Genomic DNA, 17,148 nt, shown 5'->3' with positions numbered 1-17,148 from the left:
TTACACAGAAACCGGCCTGCAACGTTTCATTTCATGGTTTCGGGTTCCATTCTGCGCAGGAAACCGACCCGCGGATCTACGCCGTTGATGGCGTCTGCCAGGGAAAGGGGTTGCCTCGCCGCCGCTCGCGCCTCATCGGCGCCTGCCAGCAAATGTTGGTCAATCACGATAGTGGCAATGGCCAGGCTGCGTGGCGAGGTGAAGGTGTTGGGCACCGCAGGGCCCGGCCCATAGACGGCAGGCAGCTCGGCAAAACGTTGGGCGATGACCGTCGCTTGTTGCTGCCCGTTGGGAAGGGTGCCGCGCGCGTACGCTGACCAATCGATCGGCAGCGGGCTGCCTTGGGTATTGCCGGTGCGCAGGGCCTGCTCGAACGTTTGCAGGGTCAGGTCCGGTAGTGGGGCAACCTTCAGTTGCTTTGGGAAAAACTCGTAGAAGCGTTTGTCGCGGGCGTACTGACACAGCACCAGCACCCCGAATCGCCCGATGCCCGGTGGTTGCCCGCCCGCGCTGGTGCGCGGGGTTTGCAGGCGATGGAATTCCAGCTTGCCATACTCCATAGCTTCACGACTCAGCAGGGTCAGTTGTGACATCCAATACATGATCGACTGTATCAGCGCTGCGCGCACCGCCGTGTAGCGTTTCTCGAACTCGGTGGCAAAGGCGGAATGGATCGACCCCAACTCATCGAACCGTGGCGCCATGCTGGCGAAATCCACGTCCTTGACGGTCGAGCGCCATTGCGTAGTGCCCTTGGTCAGCTGGCCTGCCATGTGCAACTGAACCAGCGAAACGGCGGTGTTGGCGGCGATGCCCGGCGGCGGGTGCGTACCTGGCCTGGCCTGCCATTGTATGACCCATCGCTCCAGGTAGGGGTTGCCGGCAAACACCCGCTGAAGATCCTGCAAGGCCATCTCATACAGGCTGATATGCCCGTTCTTCAGCAACTCGGAACTGACCTGCAGCAGGGTGATCTGCTCGTTCAACGCGGCAATGGCGCGATTCTTTTCGGCGGTATCGCGCGGCTCGATGCTTTTGACCAGCACCCCGTTGGCCACGGCCCAATCGGTAATCGGCAGGCTGCCCCGGCGGACCCTGCGGGAAGGAATGATGAAGTAGATCATCGCCATGAAGTCAGTGAAGCGCATGGCCCTTGACGCGCCTGGTGTTTCAGCTTCGATCAGGTCTACGTATTGCTTGAAATGCACCCAGGTATGGGAACTCATGTACGACACCTCATCAGGAATGTCCCGTACCAGGAATTCCGGAGCGGTGCCCGCCAGCAGCAGGTGCGTGGCCATGGGCACGGCGTTGGTGCGCAAGACCTTGAACTGGACCATGGCTTCTACGACGCCAAGTACTTCATCGAAGGTCAGGCCCCAGTTGTGGGAATCAGTCAGGTCGTAACCAGCGACAGTGGCCCGCCGCGTACCGGCGTTCGCGTCCAGGCTGAGAATCAGTGCGGCAAACAACAGTGCGTTGCGGCTGGCACGGGTGTTCGCAGCGCTGGCATGTTCTCCGTACCAGCCCACGGTTTCGGACAGCCGCGCGGCCAGTGCCTGGGCCCGGGGCGACGCCAATAGTTGGTGCAGCAGCAGATCAGCCTCGGCGCGCACTTGGTCGCGGTTTTTTTCGCCTACGACCACTTCGCTCAGGTAGTCGAACAGTTTTACGTCCGGGTTGGGCAGGAAGGCGGCGACGGTCTGCAGCACCTGTTTGCGTTGCGCTGCCAGCAGTGGCATCACCTGCAACGCCCGCCAGTAGTTGCCGTGACGGGGCGGCTTGAGTATCGCGATGCCCAGCAGGCGTGCGGTGATGTGCGCCTCTTCACGGGTGGTGGGGAGCGCCATCTGGTACAGGTTAAGTAACTGTCGCAAGCTGACCTGGCCATCGCTGCTGATGCGCCCGCCGGATTGGCGGGCCAGCTCCAGTAAGGGCTCGGCCATCGAGGTCAGGCTTGAGAGCGGCGTGTCGGTACGGGTGAGTACCTTGGGGGTATCGTCCAGCGCGTAGCCACTGAGGTCGCCGTCCGCGTTCAGTACGTATACCCGGGCAAGGTCGAACTGGCGGCTGGCGCTCACGCGTTGAAAGGCCGCTTCCTGGCGCAGGCCGGCGAGCAATTGCGCGCCTTTGTCGATCAACCCGAAAAAGGGTGAGCCCAGGGCCAGGTTGAAGGTCATGTCCAGGGTGCTGTTGAGCTGTGTATCGAGGGTGATCGACTTGAGTGCTGCCCGCATGGTGTAGCGGTCGTTGAGCACCGCGATATGCCGCGTGTGTTTGCTGACGGCCATCAATGAGTGCGCCGCCGAGCTGACGTAGGGAAACGTGGCAGCCGTGGTGGCGCGTAGCTGTTCGATCAGAGCCAGGGCTTCCTCTGCGCTGGCGGGCCGGGGCAGCCGATATACCGTCATCAGCGCGGCCAGGGTGAGGCTGGCGTCCGGCAATACGTCGGTATGGGCGAGATTGGCCAGGCGCTCGAGTTCGTCCCATTGCTGGTTCAGCGGCGAGTTATTGGAGCGATCCAGGGGCGAGCTGTTCACCTCTCGGTCGTCGATCACGGCAATCACTGCTTTTTGGTCGACGGAGTAGCGGTAGGTGGTTACTGCGCCTTCACTCGACAGGTTGAGGCTCGCGAATTCTTCCCCTTGCGTCACGGCGTCAAGCAGCTGTGCCGCGTATTTTAACGTGCTCGACAGCATCGAGTCCGAGTCCAGGCTGCATCGTTGCAGGTAGAGCTGGAGCCAATCGAAAGGCGGGCTGCCGTTTGTGCTTTGCCCCAGGAGCGTCTGCAGCGCGTCGGCCAGTTGCTGGTAATCCCGCTGCTCCTCGGTCAGGCGCTTGCGCAGGGTTGATTTGAGGCGCCCGCTTTCATCGACACCGGGCAGCGTGTCAAGGGTGTGGATCTCTTCGAGAATCACCTGGGCCTGCAAATGATTGGTCGGTACCGGGTAGCCGTAGAACGGCAATACCAGGTTCAGCGGCAATTTTCGCGAATGAGGCTCGACGGGGTTGTCCATGAACGGCAAGCCGGCGTTGACCGTGTCGATAATCTGCACCACCTCCAGGATCGGATTCGCGACACGCCACCAGTCCGAGTCTTTGTTCAGGGTGAAGGTGTACGGTGTTTTGACCGTGCCTTCCAGGATATTGGCCTGCAAATCGCCGCCCCGAAACACCAGGCTTGCCAGTTCCAGGTCATGGCGTGAGGCCCACTCACGAAAGGCTGGGCGGCCGATGGCATCGCAGAAGAGACGCGCCCACTGACCGAGCATGGTGTGTTCGGGCACGCTGACCAGAATGGGTTCGGTGGCCGGTGCGGTGCCCTGGGCAACCAGGCTGATCAACCCGGCGATCAGCTCGGCGATCAACGCTTGGTCATCCTTGAGGCGCAATGCCTGGCGCTTGATCAGTTCCAGGGCGGAGGGCGAGATGTTCTTCAACAGGTGGGACAGAAAGGGTAAATCATCCATGGCGTTCAGGCTCTGTGCAAGGTCGCCCATGTGCTATGGGCGACCGGAGCCTGCATCGTCGGATGGGCCGGGCAAGAACAAAAGACGTACCTTCCTGATGGGGTGTAGCCCGAGTCGACTGCCGGTGCAGGCGCTACGGCAGTCTGGCGTTTGGGCTCAAAAATCCCAGCGGGTCGCCAATTGCAGGCTGCGCGGCTCGCCGTAGAAACCGGTGCCGAAGTTGCCCAGGCCGGTGTAGTACTTTTTGTCGAACAGGTTCTTCACGTTCAACGTGGTGCTCAGGTGCTCGTTGAAGCGGTAGCGCGCCATCACGTCCACCAGGAAGTAGCTGTCCTGAGTGATGCGTGAGTTGTGGCCGAAATTCACCGAGTCATTGGGATCGGGCTGGAACACATTGCCGAAGAACTCGCTCTGCCAATTCACGCCGCCACCCACGGTCAGGTTTTCCAGAGCGCCGGGCAGCCGATAGGTGTTGAACAGCCGCACCACTTGCTGCGGCGTGGTGGTTTGCAGCACGGAGCCATAGACGTAATCGCCGTTGGCGTCACGGCTGTGCTGGTAGGTGTAGCCCGCCGAGACGTTCCAGCCGTCCAGCACTTCACCGGCCAGTTCGACTTCAAAGCCCTTGGTGGTGGCGCCGGCAATCGGGCGATACACCGAGTCGGTCTCAAACCCGGAAACGTACTGTGCGACGTTGTCCTGTTCGATGCGGAATGCGGCAAAACTGGCGTTCAGGCGGCCGTCGAAAAACGCTGCCTTGAGCCCGGCTTCGTAGGTGTCACCTTCAATCGGATCGAGCAACTTGCGGTCGGCGTCCTTGCTGTTCTGCGGCTTGTAGATCTTGGTGTAGCTGGTGTACACCGACCAGATGTCATTCAGGTCGTAGACGATGCCGGCATAGGGCGTGACGACGCCCGTCTGGCGGTAGGTGAGACGGTTGTCGGCCTTGGTCGGGTCGTAGAAGTCGGTGTTGTCGGTGCCGCTGAAGTTGCTGACGCGGGTACCCAGGATCACCGACAAGTCATCGGTGGGTTTCAAGCGCGTGGCCAGGTACGCGCCGGTCTGGCGTTGCACGATGTCGTTCTGGCCGCTGCGGGGAATGTCAGGCTTCGGGTATTCGCCGCGCCAGTCGTAAATGCTGCCACCCACGGGTGGGTAGATCGAGCCGTACACCGGCACGTCCTGTTTGGAGCGGGTGGCCATGAAGCCCATGATCAATTCATGCTCGCGCCCGAACAGGCTGAAGGGGCCATTGAGGTTGATGTCCAGGGTGTTTTGCACCTGGTCACCCTTGTACTTGCCCATGAACATGTACATCCCGTCGCCCGTGACCGGGTCCGGGTTGCCGCCGCTGGCGGAGGCGAGCAGGGTGTCGTGCTGGCTGCGCTTGCGGTCGAGGCTGACTTTCAGCGACCAGTCGTTCGCCAGCTTTTGTTCCACCGAGGCAAACAGGGTCTGGTTCTGGAAGTCGCGGCGGCTCCAGTCGGCAGCCGGGTTAAACGAGCGCGAGAAATCGGTGCGCGAACCGTTGCTGAAGTACATCGGGAAACCGGTCCAGCTGGCGCCGCGGGAACGGGTGTCCTGCTGGTCGATGCCGAAGGTCAGCAGGGTGTTGGGCGTCAAGTCGGCCTCGAGAATGCCGTAGGCGATGTCCTTGGTGTTTTGGTAGTGGTCCAGGTACGACTGGCGGTCCTGATACACACCGACAAAACGCCCGCGCACATTGCCGGAGTCGGTCAGTGGCCCGGAAATATCGCCTTCGGTGCGGTAGTTGTCCCACGAGCCGAACGTCTGGGTGACCGAGGCCTTGAAATCCCGGGTGGGCTTTTTGCGAATCAGGTTGACCGTGGCCGAGGGATCGCCGGATCCGGACATCAGGCCCGCCGAACCCTTGATGATTTCCAGGCGGTCATACACTGCCATGTCGGTGCTGGTGGTGCCGTAGTCATACACGCCGTCGTAGGTGGAGTTGACCCCGTCGTACTGGAAGTTGGTGATCGGCAGGCCGCGGCTGGAAAACTCCCAGCGCTCGCTGTCGTAGTTCTGCACGCTCACGCCGGGCGCACGACGCAGGGTGTCGGCGATGCTGGTGGAACCCTGGTCATCCATTTGCTGGCGGGTGATGACCGTCACCGATTGCGGTGTCTCACGCATCGACAGCGCCAGGCCGGTGGCCGAGGCCATGGCGCCGGTGGTGTAGGAGTGAGTGTCTTCGGTAGTGGCGCCCAGGCCTTCGCCGGAGATGGTGGTGGCGCCCAGCTCCAGGGCGCCGGTGTTGGCTGGAATCAACTCCAGCACGTAGCCGTTGTTGCCCTGGGGCACGGCCTGCAGGCCGCTGCCTTGCAACAGCCGTTGCAAACCGCTGGCCGGGGTGTAGCTGCCGTTGAGGCCCGGGCTGGTTTTGCCGCTGGCCAGGCTGTTGTGGCCGGCGAAAAAGATCCCTGATTGCTCGGCGAAGCTGTTCAGCACGTTGACCAGAGAACCCGCGGCGATGGTGTAGTGGCGGGCGGTTTCCTGAGTCGACGGCGACTCGGCGGCTTGCGCGTCGAGCGCGCCCAGGCACAACAAGGTAGCAGTAACGGCCAGCGCCAGCGGGCGCAAAGTGAAGCGAGCGGGTTGCGACATGAACATTCCCTTTGGATCAAATCGATCGGCGAATTGAAAGCATCTGCTGGGTTAACCGAACGAGTTTTGGAAAAGGGAACTGACGGCTGAAAGTTTTTATGCGCTTGGGTGTTTGGGCCTGACCGTGACCCACCACGGCATGAGTGTGTCGACCTGAATCGGCAGCGCGGCCTGTAGCAGGCGCAGTGCGTGGTCGCTGTCTTTGAGGGGGAACGAGCCCATCACCGGCAGTTGCGCCACGGCTGGATCACAACCCAGGTGGCCGGAGCGAAAACGGTTGAGTTCGGCGATCAGTTCGCCAAGCGGCAGGTTGTCGGCCAGCAACACGCCACGGCTCCAGGCCTCACGGGTGGCGGATGCGGGTGAATTAAGGTTGAGCCCGTCGCGGGTGAAGGCCACTTGTTTCCCGGCCTCGATGATCTGTACCTGATGGCTCGCGGCAGTGCGCACTTCAACCCGGCCTTCAAACACATTGAGCAAGGTGCTATCGCCGTCCTGCACCACGCTGAAGCGGGTGCCGAGTGCCCGCAGGCGACCCTGTTGAGTCTCCACCAGGAACGGGCGGGTCGGGTCCTTGGCGGTCTCAATCAGCACTTCGCCGAAACGCAGGTGCAGCAAGCGCTGGACCCGGTCAAAACGTACATCCAGGGCGCTCAACGCGTTCAGCCACAGGCGACTGCCATCGTCCAGCAGCGCTTCGCGGGTTTCACCTCCAGCGGTGGCGTAGTCGGCATTCCAGCCGCCCACCAGCCGGGGCAGGGCGGTGTTGCGCCAGGTGCCCCAGGCCAGCGTTGAGCCGGCACACAACACCAGCAGGGTCTTGAGCGTCTGGCGCCGAGAGCTGCGCAACGCACGGCTGGCGCTGTGGGATTGCTCGGCCAACGGGGCAAAGCGTTGGCTGACCCGCTCTACATAACCCCAGGCGGCCTGGTGTTCCGGACTTTGTCGCAGCCATGCCTGCCAGTGCTGGGCAGCCTCGGGCTGATCCTGCAGGCGTACATACCACTGGGCCGCCTGTTCCAGGCTGACATGGCTGAGTTTTCCGGGGCTGGTCACTCCACGAGCATCCCGTCCAGTTCCGCTTCGAGCACCGCGCAATGCAGCAGCGCCTGGGCCAGGTATTTTTTCACCATCCGTTCGCCCACCCCGAGTTGCTCACCGATCTGCTTGTAGGGCATGCCGTGCAACTGTGCCAGTAAAAACGCTTCGCGCACCTTGTGGGGCAGTCGGGCGAGCATGGCGTCCACTTCGTAGAGGGTTTCGACGATGATCGCCCGTTGCTCCGGCGAAGGTTGCAGGGCTTGCGGCCGATCCGCGAGGCTTTGCAGCCACGCCTGTTCCAGTTGGCGCCGGCGCCAGTGATCGATGCACAGCCCCCGGGCGATGGTGGCCAAGTAGGAGCGCTCCCGCGTCTCATCGGTGTCGGCAGGCGGACGCTTGAGCACCCGGATAAACGTGTCGTGGGCCAGGTCCGCCGCATCCCAGCGATTGCTCAGGCGCCTGCGCAGCAGCCCCAGCAGCCAGGAATGGTGATTGCCGTAGAGGTCGCTGAATGAGGTGGGCGAGGTCGACACAGTATCCATGTGGCGTAGAAGCCTTGGCGTAAATAAGAATTGGTCGCGATTAAACCAAAGGGCCGGGCGCTGCGCAAATGATATTGGTTTGCTTTTGCGGCGCTGTCAGAGCCCACGCTTCTCGGCAATCCACGCGGTGGCCAGGTCGATAAAGGCCCGCAGTTTCGGTTGGCTCTGGGTTCGGGCGGGGAAATACAGGTACAGCCCGCTGCTTGGCGGTACGAAAGATTGCAGCACGGGTTCCAGTGCGCCTGAAGCCAGGTCCTCCATGACCTCGAAATCACTCACGTACGCCAGGCCCTGGCCGGCGCGCGCGGCGGCGATCATCAGGTTGCGGTCATTGACGATCAGCCCGCCTTGAACGCCGACCGTGAATTCCCGGCCCGCCCGCTCGAATTCCCAGCGGTGGGCCATGCCCGACGTCAGGAAGCGATAGCCGATAGTTTCATGGGCGGTGAGCTCTTCCGGCGTTGTCGGCTTGCCGGCCTTGGCGAAGTAGTCGGGAGAGCCCACCACTGACCACTTCAAGTCCGGTGTCAAGCGTACGGCGACCATATCCTTGTCGATGGATTCCCCCAGGCGAATACCGGCGTCGAAGCCCTGAGTTACCAGATCCACGGCGGCATCGTCCAGGGAAATATCGAGTACCACATCCGGAAACGCCTCACGAAAGCGTGGAATCAACGGCTCGATCAGCAGCTTGCCCGACAACCTCGGCACCGTCAGGCGCAAGGTGCCCATGGGGCGGTCGCGGTAGCCACTGAGGGCCGCCAGCGCGTCGTCGATTTCTCCGGCGGCGGGGCGCAGGCGGCTGTAAAGCGTCATTCCAGCCTCAGTCAGCGCCACCCGGCGCGTGGTGCGTTGGAACAGCACTACACCCGTGCGCTTCTCCAGAGTTTTTACCGCATGGCTGACCGCCGTCGGCGTAACCCCCAGGCGCGCGGCGGCTTGAGTGAAGTTTTTAAGCTCAGCCACTGCGAGGAACTCGGTCAAGCCATTGAAGGGATCAAGGTTCATTCACGGACCATTATGAAAGAGAGTTTCATAGTGCTTGTAGCACGAGACGATTTTTCCGGCTAATGCCACGGCGTACCTTTACTTCACTTTCACTCCATCAGGTACGGATCATGACAACGGCACATTCCTTCAAGCGTGTTTGGTTGGTAACCGGGGCTTCCCGAGGCATCGGCGCGAAAATCGTCGCAGCGGCACTGGCCCACGGCGATGCAGTGGTGGCAACGGCCCGTAATGCCCAGACAGTCATCGAGCGTTTCGGCGCCCAACCTGGCCTGCTGGCCGTGCAGTTGGATGTGACCGACGAAACCCAGGCAGCCGACGTTGCCCGCGCCGCCGTCGAGCACTTCGGGCGCATCGATGTGTTGGTCAACAATGCCGGTTTTGGCTTACTGGGTGCGGTGGAGGAGGCGTCTGCCGATGAGGTTCGCCGCTTGTACGAAACCAATGTCTTCGGCCTGCTCAATGTCACACGGGGTGTATTGCCGTTCATGCGCCAGGCGCGCAGTGGGCATGTGATCAATATTTCGTCGGTAGGCGGCTTCCGTTCGGGGGCGGGATTCGGCACGTATTGCTCGACCAAGTTTGCCGTTGAAGGTTTGAGCGAGGCGCTGCACGCAGAACTCGCCTCCTTGGGCGTCAAGGTGACGGTGGTGGAGCCGGGTTATTTCCGTACCGATTTCCTGGACGGCAACTCCCTGGTGGAGTCGCCCTTGATCATCGACGATTATGCCGCCACCTCCGGCGAGGTGCGCAAGCTGGCCAAGGTCTACAACCAGCAGCAACCGGGTAATCCGGAGCTGCTGGCTGTGGCCATGATCAAATTGGTGGAAGCGCCGCATCCACCGATGCGCCTGGCCTTGGGCACCGACACGTTGCAGGCGATCGAGGCCAAGCTGGCCTACGTCAAGGAAGAGACCGCCGCCTGGCGTGAGTTGTCGGCCTCTACCGATTTCTGACACCCAATGGCGTAGCAGCTGTCGAGCCCCAGCGAGGCTGCGTTAGTCGCACCGCTGTTATCGAGCCTGGCATTGCACCGAGGCGCGCCTGACGCAGCCTCGCTGGGGCTCGACAGCTGCTACGGTGGTTCTACTGCTAGGGGCCGGGCACCAGGAACGCTGCCTCGAGCAGTTGCCGGGTGTAGGCATGCTGGGGGTTGGCGAAGATCGCAGGTGCATCCCCTTGCTCCACCGCCTGCCCGTGCTTGACCACCATCAACTGGTGACTCAAGGCCTTGACCACGGCGAGGTCGTGGCTGATGAACAGGTAGGTCAGGTTGTACTTGGCCTGCAGGTTGCGCAGCAGTTCCACCACCTGGCGTTGCACGGTCCGGTCGAGGGCCGAGGTCGGTTCATCCAGCAAAATCAGACGTGGCTTGAGCACCAACGCGCGGGCAATAGCGATGCGCTGGCGTTGGCCGCCGGAAAACTCGTGGGGGTAGCGATTGCGGGTTTCCGGGTCCAGGCCTACTTCCTTGAGCGCGGCGATAATCGCCGCTTCCTGCTCGGCGGCAGTCCCCATCTTGTGGATGCGCAGGCCTTCGCCGACGATTTCGCTCACGCACATGCGCGGGCTCAGGCTGCCAAACGGGTCCTGGAACACCACCTGCATTTCCCGGCGCAGCGGGCGCACCTGCTGCTGGCTGAGTTTGTCCATCTGATGACCTTCGAAGCGAATGCCACCCTTGCTCGCAATCAGCCGCAAAATCGCCAGGCCTAAAGTGGACTTGCCCGAACCACTTTCACCGACGATGCCAAGGGTCTGGCCCTGGGGCAGGCTGAAGTTGATGCCGTCCACTGCCTTGACGTAATCGACGGTATTGCGCAGGAAGCCTTTTTTGATCGGGAACCAGACCTTCAGGTCGTCGACTTCGAGCAGCGGAGGGCCAATTTCATTGGTGGCAGGGCCGCCGCTGGGCTCGGCTGCCAGCAGCTCCTGGGTGTACGGATGCTGCGGCGACTGGAACAGGGTTTCGCATTCGGCCTGTTCGACGATGCAGCCTTTTTGCATCACACATACCCGGTGGGCAATGCGCCTGACCAGGTTCAGGTCATGACTGATCAACAGCAAGGCCATGCCCAGGCGCGCCTGCAACTCTTTGAGCAGCTCCAGGATCTTCAACTGTACGGTGACGTCGAGCGCCGTGGTCGGTTCGTCGGCAATCAGCAGCTCCGGCTCATTGGCCAGGGCCATGGCGATCATCACCCGCTGGCGCTGGCCGCCGGACAGCTCGTGGGGCAGGGCCTTGAGACGCTTGTGGGGCTCGGGGATGCCTACGAGTTCCAGCAGCTCCAGGGTGCGTTTGGTGGCGACCTTGCCGGTCAAGCCCTTATGCAGGCCGAGCACTTCGTTGATCTGCTTCTCGATGGAGTGCAGCGGGTTCAGCGAGGTCATCGGCTCCTGGAAGATCATCGCAATCCGGTTGCCGCGGATATGCCGGATGGTCTTTTCTTTCAGGGTCAGCAAATCGTGGTTGGCGTACTGGATCGTCCCCGACGGGTGTCGTGCCAGCGGGTAGGGCAGCAGGCGCAGGATCGAGTGCGCCGTGACCGACTTGCCCGAGCCGCTTTCGCCCACCAGCGCCAGGGTTTCGCCGCGCTTGATATCGAAGCTGACGTTGTTCACCACACGCTGGTGGGTGTTGCCTACGACGAACTCGACGGAGAGGTCGCGGACTTCGATCAGATTGTCCTGATTCATCTCATTTCCTCGGGTCGAAGGCATCGCGAGCGGACTCGCCGATAAACACCAGCAAACTCAACATGATCGCCAGCACGGCAAACGCACTCATGCCCAGCCACGGCGCCTGCAGGTTGGATTTGCCCTGGGCCACCAGCTCACCCAGGGACGGCGAGCCGGCCGGCAGGCCAAAGCCCAGGAAGTCCAGGGCGGTGAGGGTGCCGATGGCGCCGGTCAGGATGAACGGCATGAAGGTCATGGTGGAGACCATGGCGTTGGGCAGGATATGGCGGAACATGATCGCGCCGTTCTGCATCCCCAGCGCCCGCGCCGCCCGCACGTATTCCAGATTACGCCCGCGCAGGAATTCGGCGCGCACCACGTCCACCAGGCTCATCCAGGAAAACAGCAGCATGATCCCCAGCAGCCACCAGAAATTGGGCTGCACGAAACTGGCGAGGATGATCAGCAAATACAGCACCGGCAAGCCCGACCAGATCTCCAGGAAGCGCTGCCCGGCCAGGTCGACCCAGCCACCGTAGAAACCCTGCAAGGCCCCGGCGATCACGCCGATGATCGAACTGAGTACGGTCAACGTCAGGGCAAACAGCACGGAAATCCTGAACCCGTAGATCACCCGTGCCAGTACATCGCGGCCCTGGTCATCGGTGCCCAGCAGGTTGTCCCGTGACGGCGGCGCGGGCGCCGGGACTTTCAGGTCGTAGTTGATGCTCTGGTAGCTGAACGGGATCGGCGCCCACAACGTCCAGGCATCCTTGGCTTTGAGCAGCTCCTGGATATACGGGCTCTTGTAGTTGGCTTCCAGCGGGAATTCGCCGCCGAAGGTGGTCTCGGGATAGCGCTTGAGCGCCGGGAAATACCAGTCGCCGTCGTAATGCACCGCCAGCGGCTTGTCGTTGGCGATCAGCTCGGCACCCAGGCTCAGGCCGAACAGGATCAGGAACAGCCATAGCGACCACCAGCCACGCTTGTTGGCCTTGAAACGCTCGAACCGACGAAGATTGAGGGGGGATAGATTCATCTCAATGCTCCCGGCTGGCGAAGTCGATACGCGGATCGACCAGGGTGTAGGTGAGGTCACCGATCAGTTTCACCACCAGCCCCAGCAGGGTGAAGATAAACAGCGTGCCAAACACCACCGGATAGTCGCGGTTGATCGCTGCCTCAAAGCTCATCAGGCCCAGGCCGTCGAGGGAGAAGATCACCTCCACCAGCAACGAGCCGGTAAAGAAGATGCCGATAAAGGCCGACGGGAAGCCAGCGATCACCAGCAGCATCGCGTTGCGAAACACGTGGCCGTAGAGCACGCGGTGATTGGTCAGGCCCTTGGCCTTGGCGGTGACCACGTACTGTTTGTTGATCTCGTCCAGAAAGCTGTTTTTGGTGAGCAGGGTCATGGTCGCGAAGTTGCCGATCACCAAAGCCGTCACGGGCAGGGCGAGGTGCCAGAAGTAATCGAGGATCTTGCCGCCCCAGCTCAATTCATCAAAGTTGTTGGACGTGAGCCCGCGTAACGGAAACCAGTCGAAGTAACTGCCGCCGGCGAACACCACGATCAGCAGGATCGCAAACAGGAACGCCGGGATCGCATAGCCGACGATGATCGCCGAGCTGGTCCACACGTCAAAGTGGCTGCCGTGCCGCGTAGCCTTGGCGATCCCCAGGGGTATCGACACCAGGTACATGATCAGGGTGCTCCACAACCCGAGTGAGATGGACACCGGCATCTTTTCCTTGATCAGGTCGATGACCTTGGCGTCGCGGAAGAAGCTGTCGCCAAAATCCAGCCGGGCGTAGTTCTTGACCATGATCCACAAGCGTTCCGGCGCCGACTTGTCGAAGCCGTACATCTTCTCGATTTCCTTCACCAGCGCCGGGTCCAGGCCCTGGGCGCCGCGATAGCTGGAGCCGGCCACCGAGACTTCGGCACCGCCACCGGCAATCCGGCTGGTGGCGCCTTCAAAGCCTTCGAGCTTGGCGATCATCTGCTCCACCGGGCCACCGGGCGCAGCCTGGATGATCACAAAGTTGATCAGCAAAATGCCGAACAGCGTCGGGATGATCAGCAGCAGTCGACGAACAATATAGGCCAGCATCTCAGTCGCCCCCGCTCGCCGGATCGGCGCTCTGGTTGGTGTCCACGGTTATCGCAGGTTTCGCGTCGGGTTTGCTCCACCAGGTGGCGGTGCCGACGTCATACCGTGGTGAGACCTTCGGATGGCCGAGGTGGTCCCAATACGCCACGCGGAAGGTCTTGATGTGCCAGTTGGGGATCACGTAGTAGCCGAACTGCAGCACGCGGTCGAGTGCCTTGGCGTGGGCCACCAGGCTCTTGCGCGAGTCGGAGTCGATGAGTTCTTCCACCAGTTGGTCGATGGCCGGGTCTTTCAGGCCGATGTAGTTGCGGCTGCCGGGCTTGTCGGCGCTGGATGACTTCCAGTACTCACGCTGCTCGTTACCTGGCGAAGAGGACTGCGGGAAACTGCCCACCACCATGTCGAAATCCCGGGAGCGGATGCGGTTGATGTACTGCGAGATGTCGACCCGGCGGATCACCAGGTCGATCCCCAGGTCTGCCAGGTTGCGCTTGAACGGCAACAGGATGCGTTCGAACTCGGTCTGGGCCAGCAGGAACTCGATGGTCACCGGTTTGCCGGTGCTGTCGACCATCTTGTCGTCGACGATCTTCCAACCGGCCTCTTGCAGCAACTGATAGGCCTCGCGCTGCTGGGTGCGGATCATACCGCTGGCGTCGGTCTTCGACGGCTCGAAGGCTTCGGTGAATACCTGGGGCGGGATCTTGTCCCGCAGCGGTTCAAGAATCGCCAGTTCATCCGGGCCGGGCAGGCCGGTGGCGGCCATCTCGGAGTTTTCGAAATAGCTGCGGCTACGGGTGTAGGCGCCATTGAACAGCTGTTTGTTGCTCCATTCAAAGTCCAGCAACAGGCTGATGGCCTTGCGCACCCGCACGTCCTGGAACATCGGCTTGCGGGTGTTGAACACGAAGCCCTGCATCCCGGTAGGGTTGCCGTTGGGAATTTCTTCCTTGATCAGGCGGCCCTGGGCAACGGCGGGGGTGTTGTAGGCGTTGGCCCAGTTTTTCGCACTGATTTCCAGCCAGTAATCGAATTGCCCTGCCTTGAGGGCTTCGAGGGCCACGGTGTTGTCGCGGTAGTAGTCGGTGACGCGGTAATCGAAGTTGTAGAAGCCCTTGTTGATCGGCAGGTCTTTGGCCCAGTAGTCCTTGACCCGCTCGTAGCGGACCGAACGCCCGGCCTTGACCTCCGCCACCTTATACGGGCCGCTGCCCAACGGAATCTCCAGGTTGCCCTTGGAGAAGTCGCGGCCCTCCCAGTAATGCTTGGGCAACACGGTCAGTTGCCCAAGGATCAGCGGCAGTTCGCGGTTGTTGGTGCGCTTGAACTTGAACAGCACCCGCAGCGGGTCCTCGGCGACCACTTCGTCGACGTCGGCGTAGTAGGTCTTGTAGATCGGCGAGCCGTCCTTCATCAGCGTCTGGAAGCTGAACACCACGTCTTCGGCACGGATCGGGTGGCCGTCGTGAAAGCGCGCTTCGGGGCGAATGTAGAAGCGTACCCAGCTGTTGTCCGGGGCCTTTTCGATCTTGCCGGCCACCAGGCCGTATTCGGTGATGGGTTCGTCCAGGCTTTGCTGGGCAAGGGTGTCGTAGATCAGCCCGATATTGTCTGCCGGCACGCCCTTGCTGATGAACGGGTTGAGGCTGTCGAAGCCGCCCATGCTGGATTCGCGAAAGGTACCGCCCTTGGGTGCGTCGGGATTTACATAGTCGACATGCTTGAAGTCGGCGGGGTACTTGGGTGGTTCGTTATAGAGGGTCAGGGCATGTTGTGGGGCCGCATTGGCCGCGCCGCACAACAACAGGCTGCCAAGGATCGCAGTACGCAAAGGCATCATTGGGCTTTCTCCGAAGCTTTCAGCCACCATGCGCTCAGGCCCAGGCTGTAGGGCGGCGTGGTGACGAAGGCGAACCGGTTGCGGTACGCCAGGCGATGATAGTTGAGGTACCAGTTGGGAATACTGTAGTGCTGCCACAGCAGGACGCGGTCGAGCGCTCGCCCGGCTGCCAATTGTTCTTCGCGGGTTTGCGCCGCCAGCAGTTGTTCCAGCAGATGGTCGACCACTGGGTTGGCGATGCCTGCGTAATTCTTGCTGCCCTTGATCCCCACCTGGCTGGAGTGGAAGTACTGCCACTGCTCAAGGCCGGGGCTGAGGGTCTGGTTGAGGGTCATCAGAATCATGTCGAAGTCGAACTGATCGAGGCGTTGTTTGTACTGTGCGCGGTCTACCGTGCGCAAGCGGGCATCGACGCCGATGCTTGTCAGGTTTTCGACATAGGGTTGCAGGATGCGCTCCAGGTTCGGATTCACCAGCAGGATTTCCAGGCGCAGGGGCTGCCCGTCACTGTTAAGCAACCGTTGCCCTGACAGCTTCCAGCCCGCTTCGGCAAGCAAGGCGAGGGCGCGGCGCATGGTGTCTCGGGGGATGCCGCGCCCGTCGGTCTGGGGCAGGCTGAAGGCCTGGGTAAACAGGTTGGCGGGCAGTTGGTCGCGATAGGGTGAGAGCATCAGCCACTCATGGCCGGTGGGCACGCCGGTGGCAGAGAATTCGCTGTTGGGGTAATAGCTGAGGGTGCGTTTATAGGCGCCGCTGAACAGGGTGCGGTTGGTCCACTCGAAATCGAACATCAAGCCCAGGGCTTCACGCACCTTGGCCTGGCTGAAGGCCGGGCGCCGGCTGTTCATGAACAGGCCCTGGCTCTGGGTCGGGATCTGGTGGGCGATCTGCGCCTTGATCACATCACCCCGGTTGACCGCCGGGAAGTTGTAGCCGTTGGCCCAGTTCTTCGCCTGGTGCTCGATATAGATATCGAACTCGCCGGCCTTGAAGGCTTCGAAGGCCACGTCGCTGTCGCGGTAGAACTCCACCTCGACCTTGTCGTAGTTATAGAAACCACGGTTGACCGGCAGGTCCTTGCCCCAGTAATCCTTGACCCGTTCGAACACCAGTTGCCGTCCCGGCGAGACCTTTGTGATGCGGTAAGGTCCGCTGCCCAGTGGGGGCTCGAAGGTGGTGGCCTTGAAGTCACGGTTTTTCCAGTAGTGCTGGGGCAATACTGGCAGCTCGCCCAGACGCAGGATCAGTAACGGGTTGCCGGCGCGCTTGAACACGAAGCGAATGCGGTGCCGGTTAAGAATGTCGACCCGGGCCACTTCCTGCAGGTTGGTGCGGTATTGCGGGTGGCCTTCGGTCAGCAGCGTGCGATAGGAAAACGCCACGTCGTAGGCCGTGATCGGCTTGCCATCGTGGAAGCGCGCTTCGGGGCGCAGGTTGAACACCACCCAGCTGCGGTCCTCGCTGTACTCCACCGATTGGGCAATCAGGCCGTAGCTGGAAGTCGGTTCATCGCCGGAAGGGGCGTACTGGCCCGTACCGACCATCAACGGCTCATTCAGCTCGTTGACCCCGTATTGCAGGAAGTTGGCGGTAGAGACCGGGCTGGAACCCTTGAGGGTGTAAGGGTTGAGGGTGTCGAACGTGCCAAAGGCCATGACCCGCAAAGTGCCGCCCTTGGGCGCTGCGGGGTTTACCCAGTCGAAGTGGGTGAATTTGGCCGGGTACTTGAGCGTGCCGAACTGCGCATAACCGTGGCTCTCGGTGATGGTCGCGTTCGCGGAAAAGCTCAAGGCCAGACTTATTAGTAGAAGGAGGGGACGCTTCAAGTC

11 protein-coding genes are annotated in these 17,148 nt (G+C 61.6%); 1 reads left to right on the top strand and 10 read right to left on the bottom strand.

What is annotated here, in order from left to right; genetic code table 11:
- Positions 1-26 precede the first annotated feature (26 nt).
- From BLU46_RS01530 to BLU46_RS01510, 5 genes are all read right to left on the bottom strand, one after another.
- A complete protein-coding gene (locus BLU46_RS01530; RefSeq protein ID WP_231988857.1) occupies positions 27-3,500 on the bottom strand; it encodes a hypothetical protein in 3,474 nt (1,157 codons plus the stop codon).
- Between the two features lie 126 nt (positions 3,501-3,626).
- Positions 3,627-6,095, bottom strand: a complete 2,469-nt coding sequence (locus tag BLU46_RS01525; protein WP_172834507.1) for a TonB-dependent siderophore receptor — start codon at positions 6,093-6,095, stop codon at positions 3,627-3,629.
- 96 nt (positions 6,096-6,191) lie between these two features.
- Positions 6,192-7,151: a FecR domain-containing protein gene (locus BLU46_RS01520; RefSeq protein ID WP_063030788.1), complete on the bottom strand. Its 960-nt coding sequence runs from the start codon at positions 7,149-7,151 to the stop codon at positions 6,192-6,194.
- Positions 7,148-7,678 (bottom strand): sigma-70 family RNA polymerase sigma factor, encoded by a 531-nt coding sequence (locus tag BLU46_RS01515; RefSeq protein WP_063030786.1) that lies wholly within the window; start codon positions 7,676-7,678, stop codon positions 7,148-7,150. Before BLU46_RS01515 ends, BLU46_RS01520 begins: the two co-directional genes overlap by 4 nt.
- A gap of 96 nt (positions 7,679-7,774) precedes the next feature.
- A complete protein-coding gene (locus BLU46_RS01510; protein WP_063030784.1) occupies positions 7,775-8,686 on the bottom strand; it encodes a LysR family transcriptional regulator in 912 nt (303 codons plus the stop codon).
- Positions 8,687-8,796: 110 nt separating this feature from the next.
- On the opposite strand from BLU46_RS01510, the gene BLU46_RS01505 reads away from it, so the two are divergent.
- Entirely contained in the window at positions 8,797-9,642 is an 846-nt protein-coding gene (locus BLU46_RS01505; protein WP_093197602.1) for an oxidoreductase, read from the top strand.
- 136 nt (positions 9,643-9,778) lie between these two features.
- On the opposite strand, the gene BLU46_RS01500 is transcribed toward BLU46_RS01505, so the two are convergent.
- The 5 genes from BLU46_RS01500 to BLU46_RS01480 are packed head-to-tail and all read right to left on the bottom strand — an operon-like array spanning position 9,779 to position 17,145.
- The gene (locus BLU46_RS01500) at positions 9,779-11,383 is read right to left on the bottom strand and encodes an ABC transporter ATP-binding protein (protein ID WP_017477555.1); all 1,605 of its coding nucleotides are present in this window, start codon (positions 11,381-11,383) and stop codon (positions 9,779-9,781) included.
- 1 nt (position 11,384) lies between these two features.
- Positions 11,385-12,404: an ABC transporter permease gene (locus tag BLU46_RS01495; protein ID WP_093197598.1), complete on the bottom strand. Its 1,020-nt coding sequence runs from the start codon at positions 12,402-12,404 to the stop codon at positions 11,385-11,387.
- A gap of 1 nt (position 12,405) precedes the next feature.
- Complete coding sequence (locus BLU46_RS01490) at positions 12,406-13,479, bottom strand: microcin C ABC transporter permease YejB (protein WP_017477557.1); 1,074 nt, start codon at positions 13,477-13,479, stop codon at positions 12,406-12,408.
- A gap of 1 nt (position 13,480) precedes the next feature.
- Positions 13,481-15,319 (bottom strand): extracellular solute-binding protein, encoded by a 1,839-nt coding sequence (locus tag BLU46_RS01485; RefSeq protein ID WP_093197592.1) that lies wholly within the window; start codon positions 15,317-15,319, stop codon positions 13,481-13,483.
- Positions 15,316-17,145 carry an extracellular solute-binding protein gene (locus tag BLU46_RS01480; protein WP_093197588.1) on the bottom strand — a complete coding sequence of 610 codons (1,830 nt, stop codon included), beginning with the start codon at positions 17,143-17,145 and terminating at the stop codon, positions 15,316-15,318. The genes BLU46_RS01485 and BLU46_RS01480 overlap by 4 nt, the downstream gene beginning before the upstream one ends.
- Positions 17,146-17,148 lie beyond the last annotated feature (3 nt).

The sequence above is a fragment of the Pseudomonas yamanorum genome, assembly GCF_900105735.1.
Classification (GTDB): domain Bacteria; phylum Pseudomonadota; class Gammaproteobacteria; order Pseudomonadales; family Pseudomonadaceae; genus Aquipseudomonas; species Aquipseudomonas yamanorum.
This window is presented reverse-complemented; position numbering and strand designations above follow the sequence as displayed.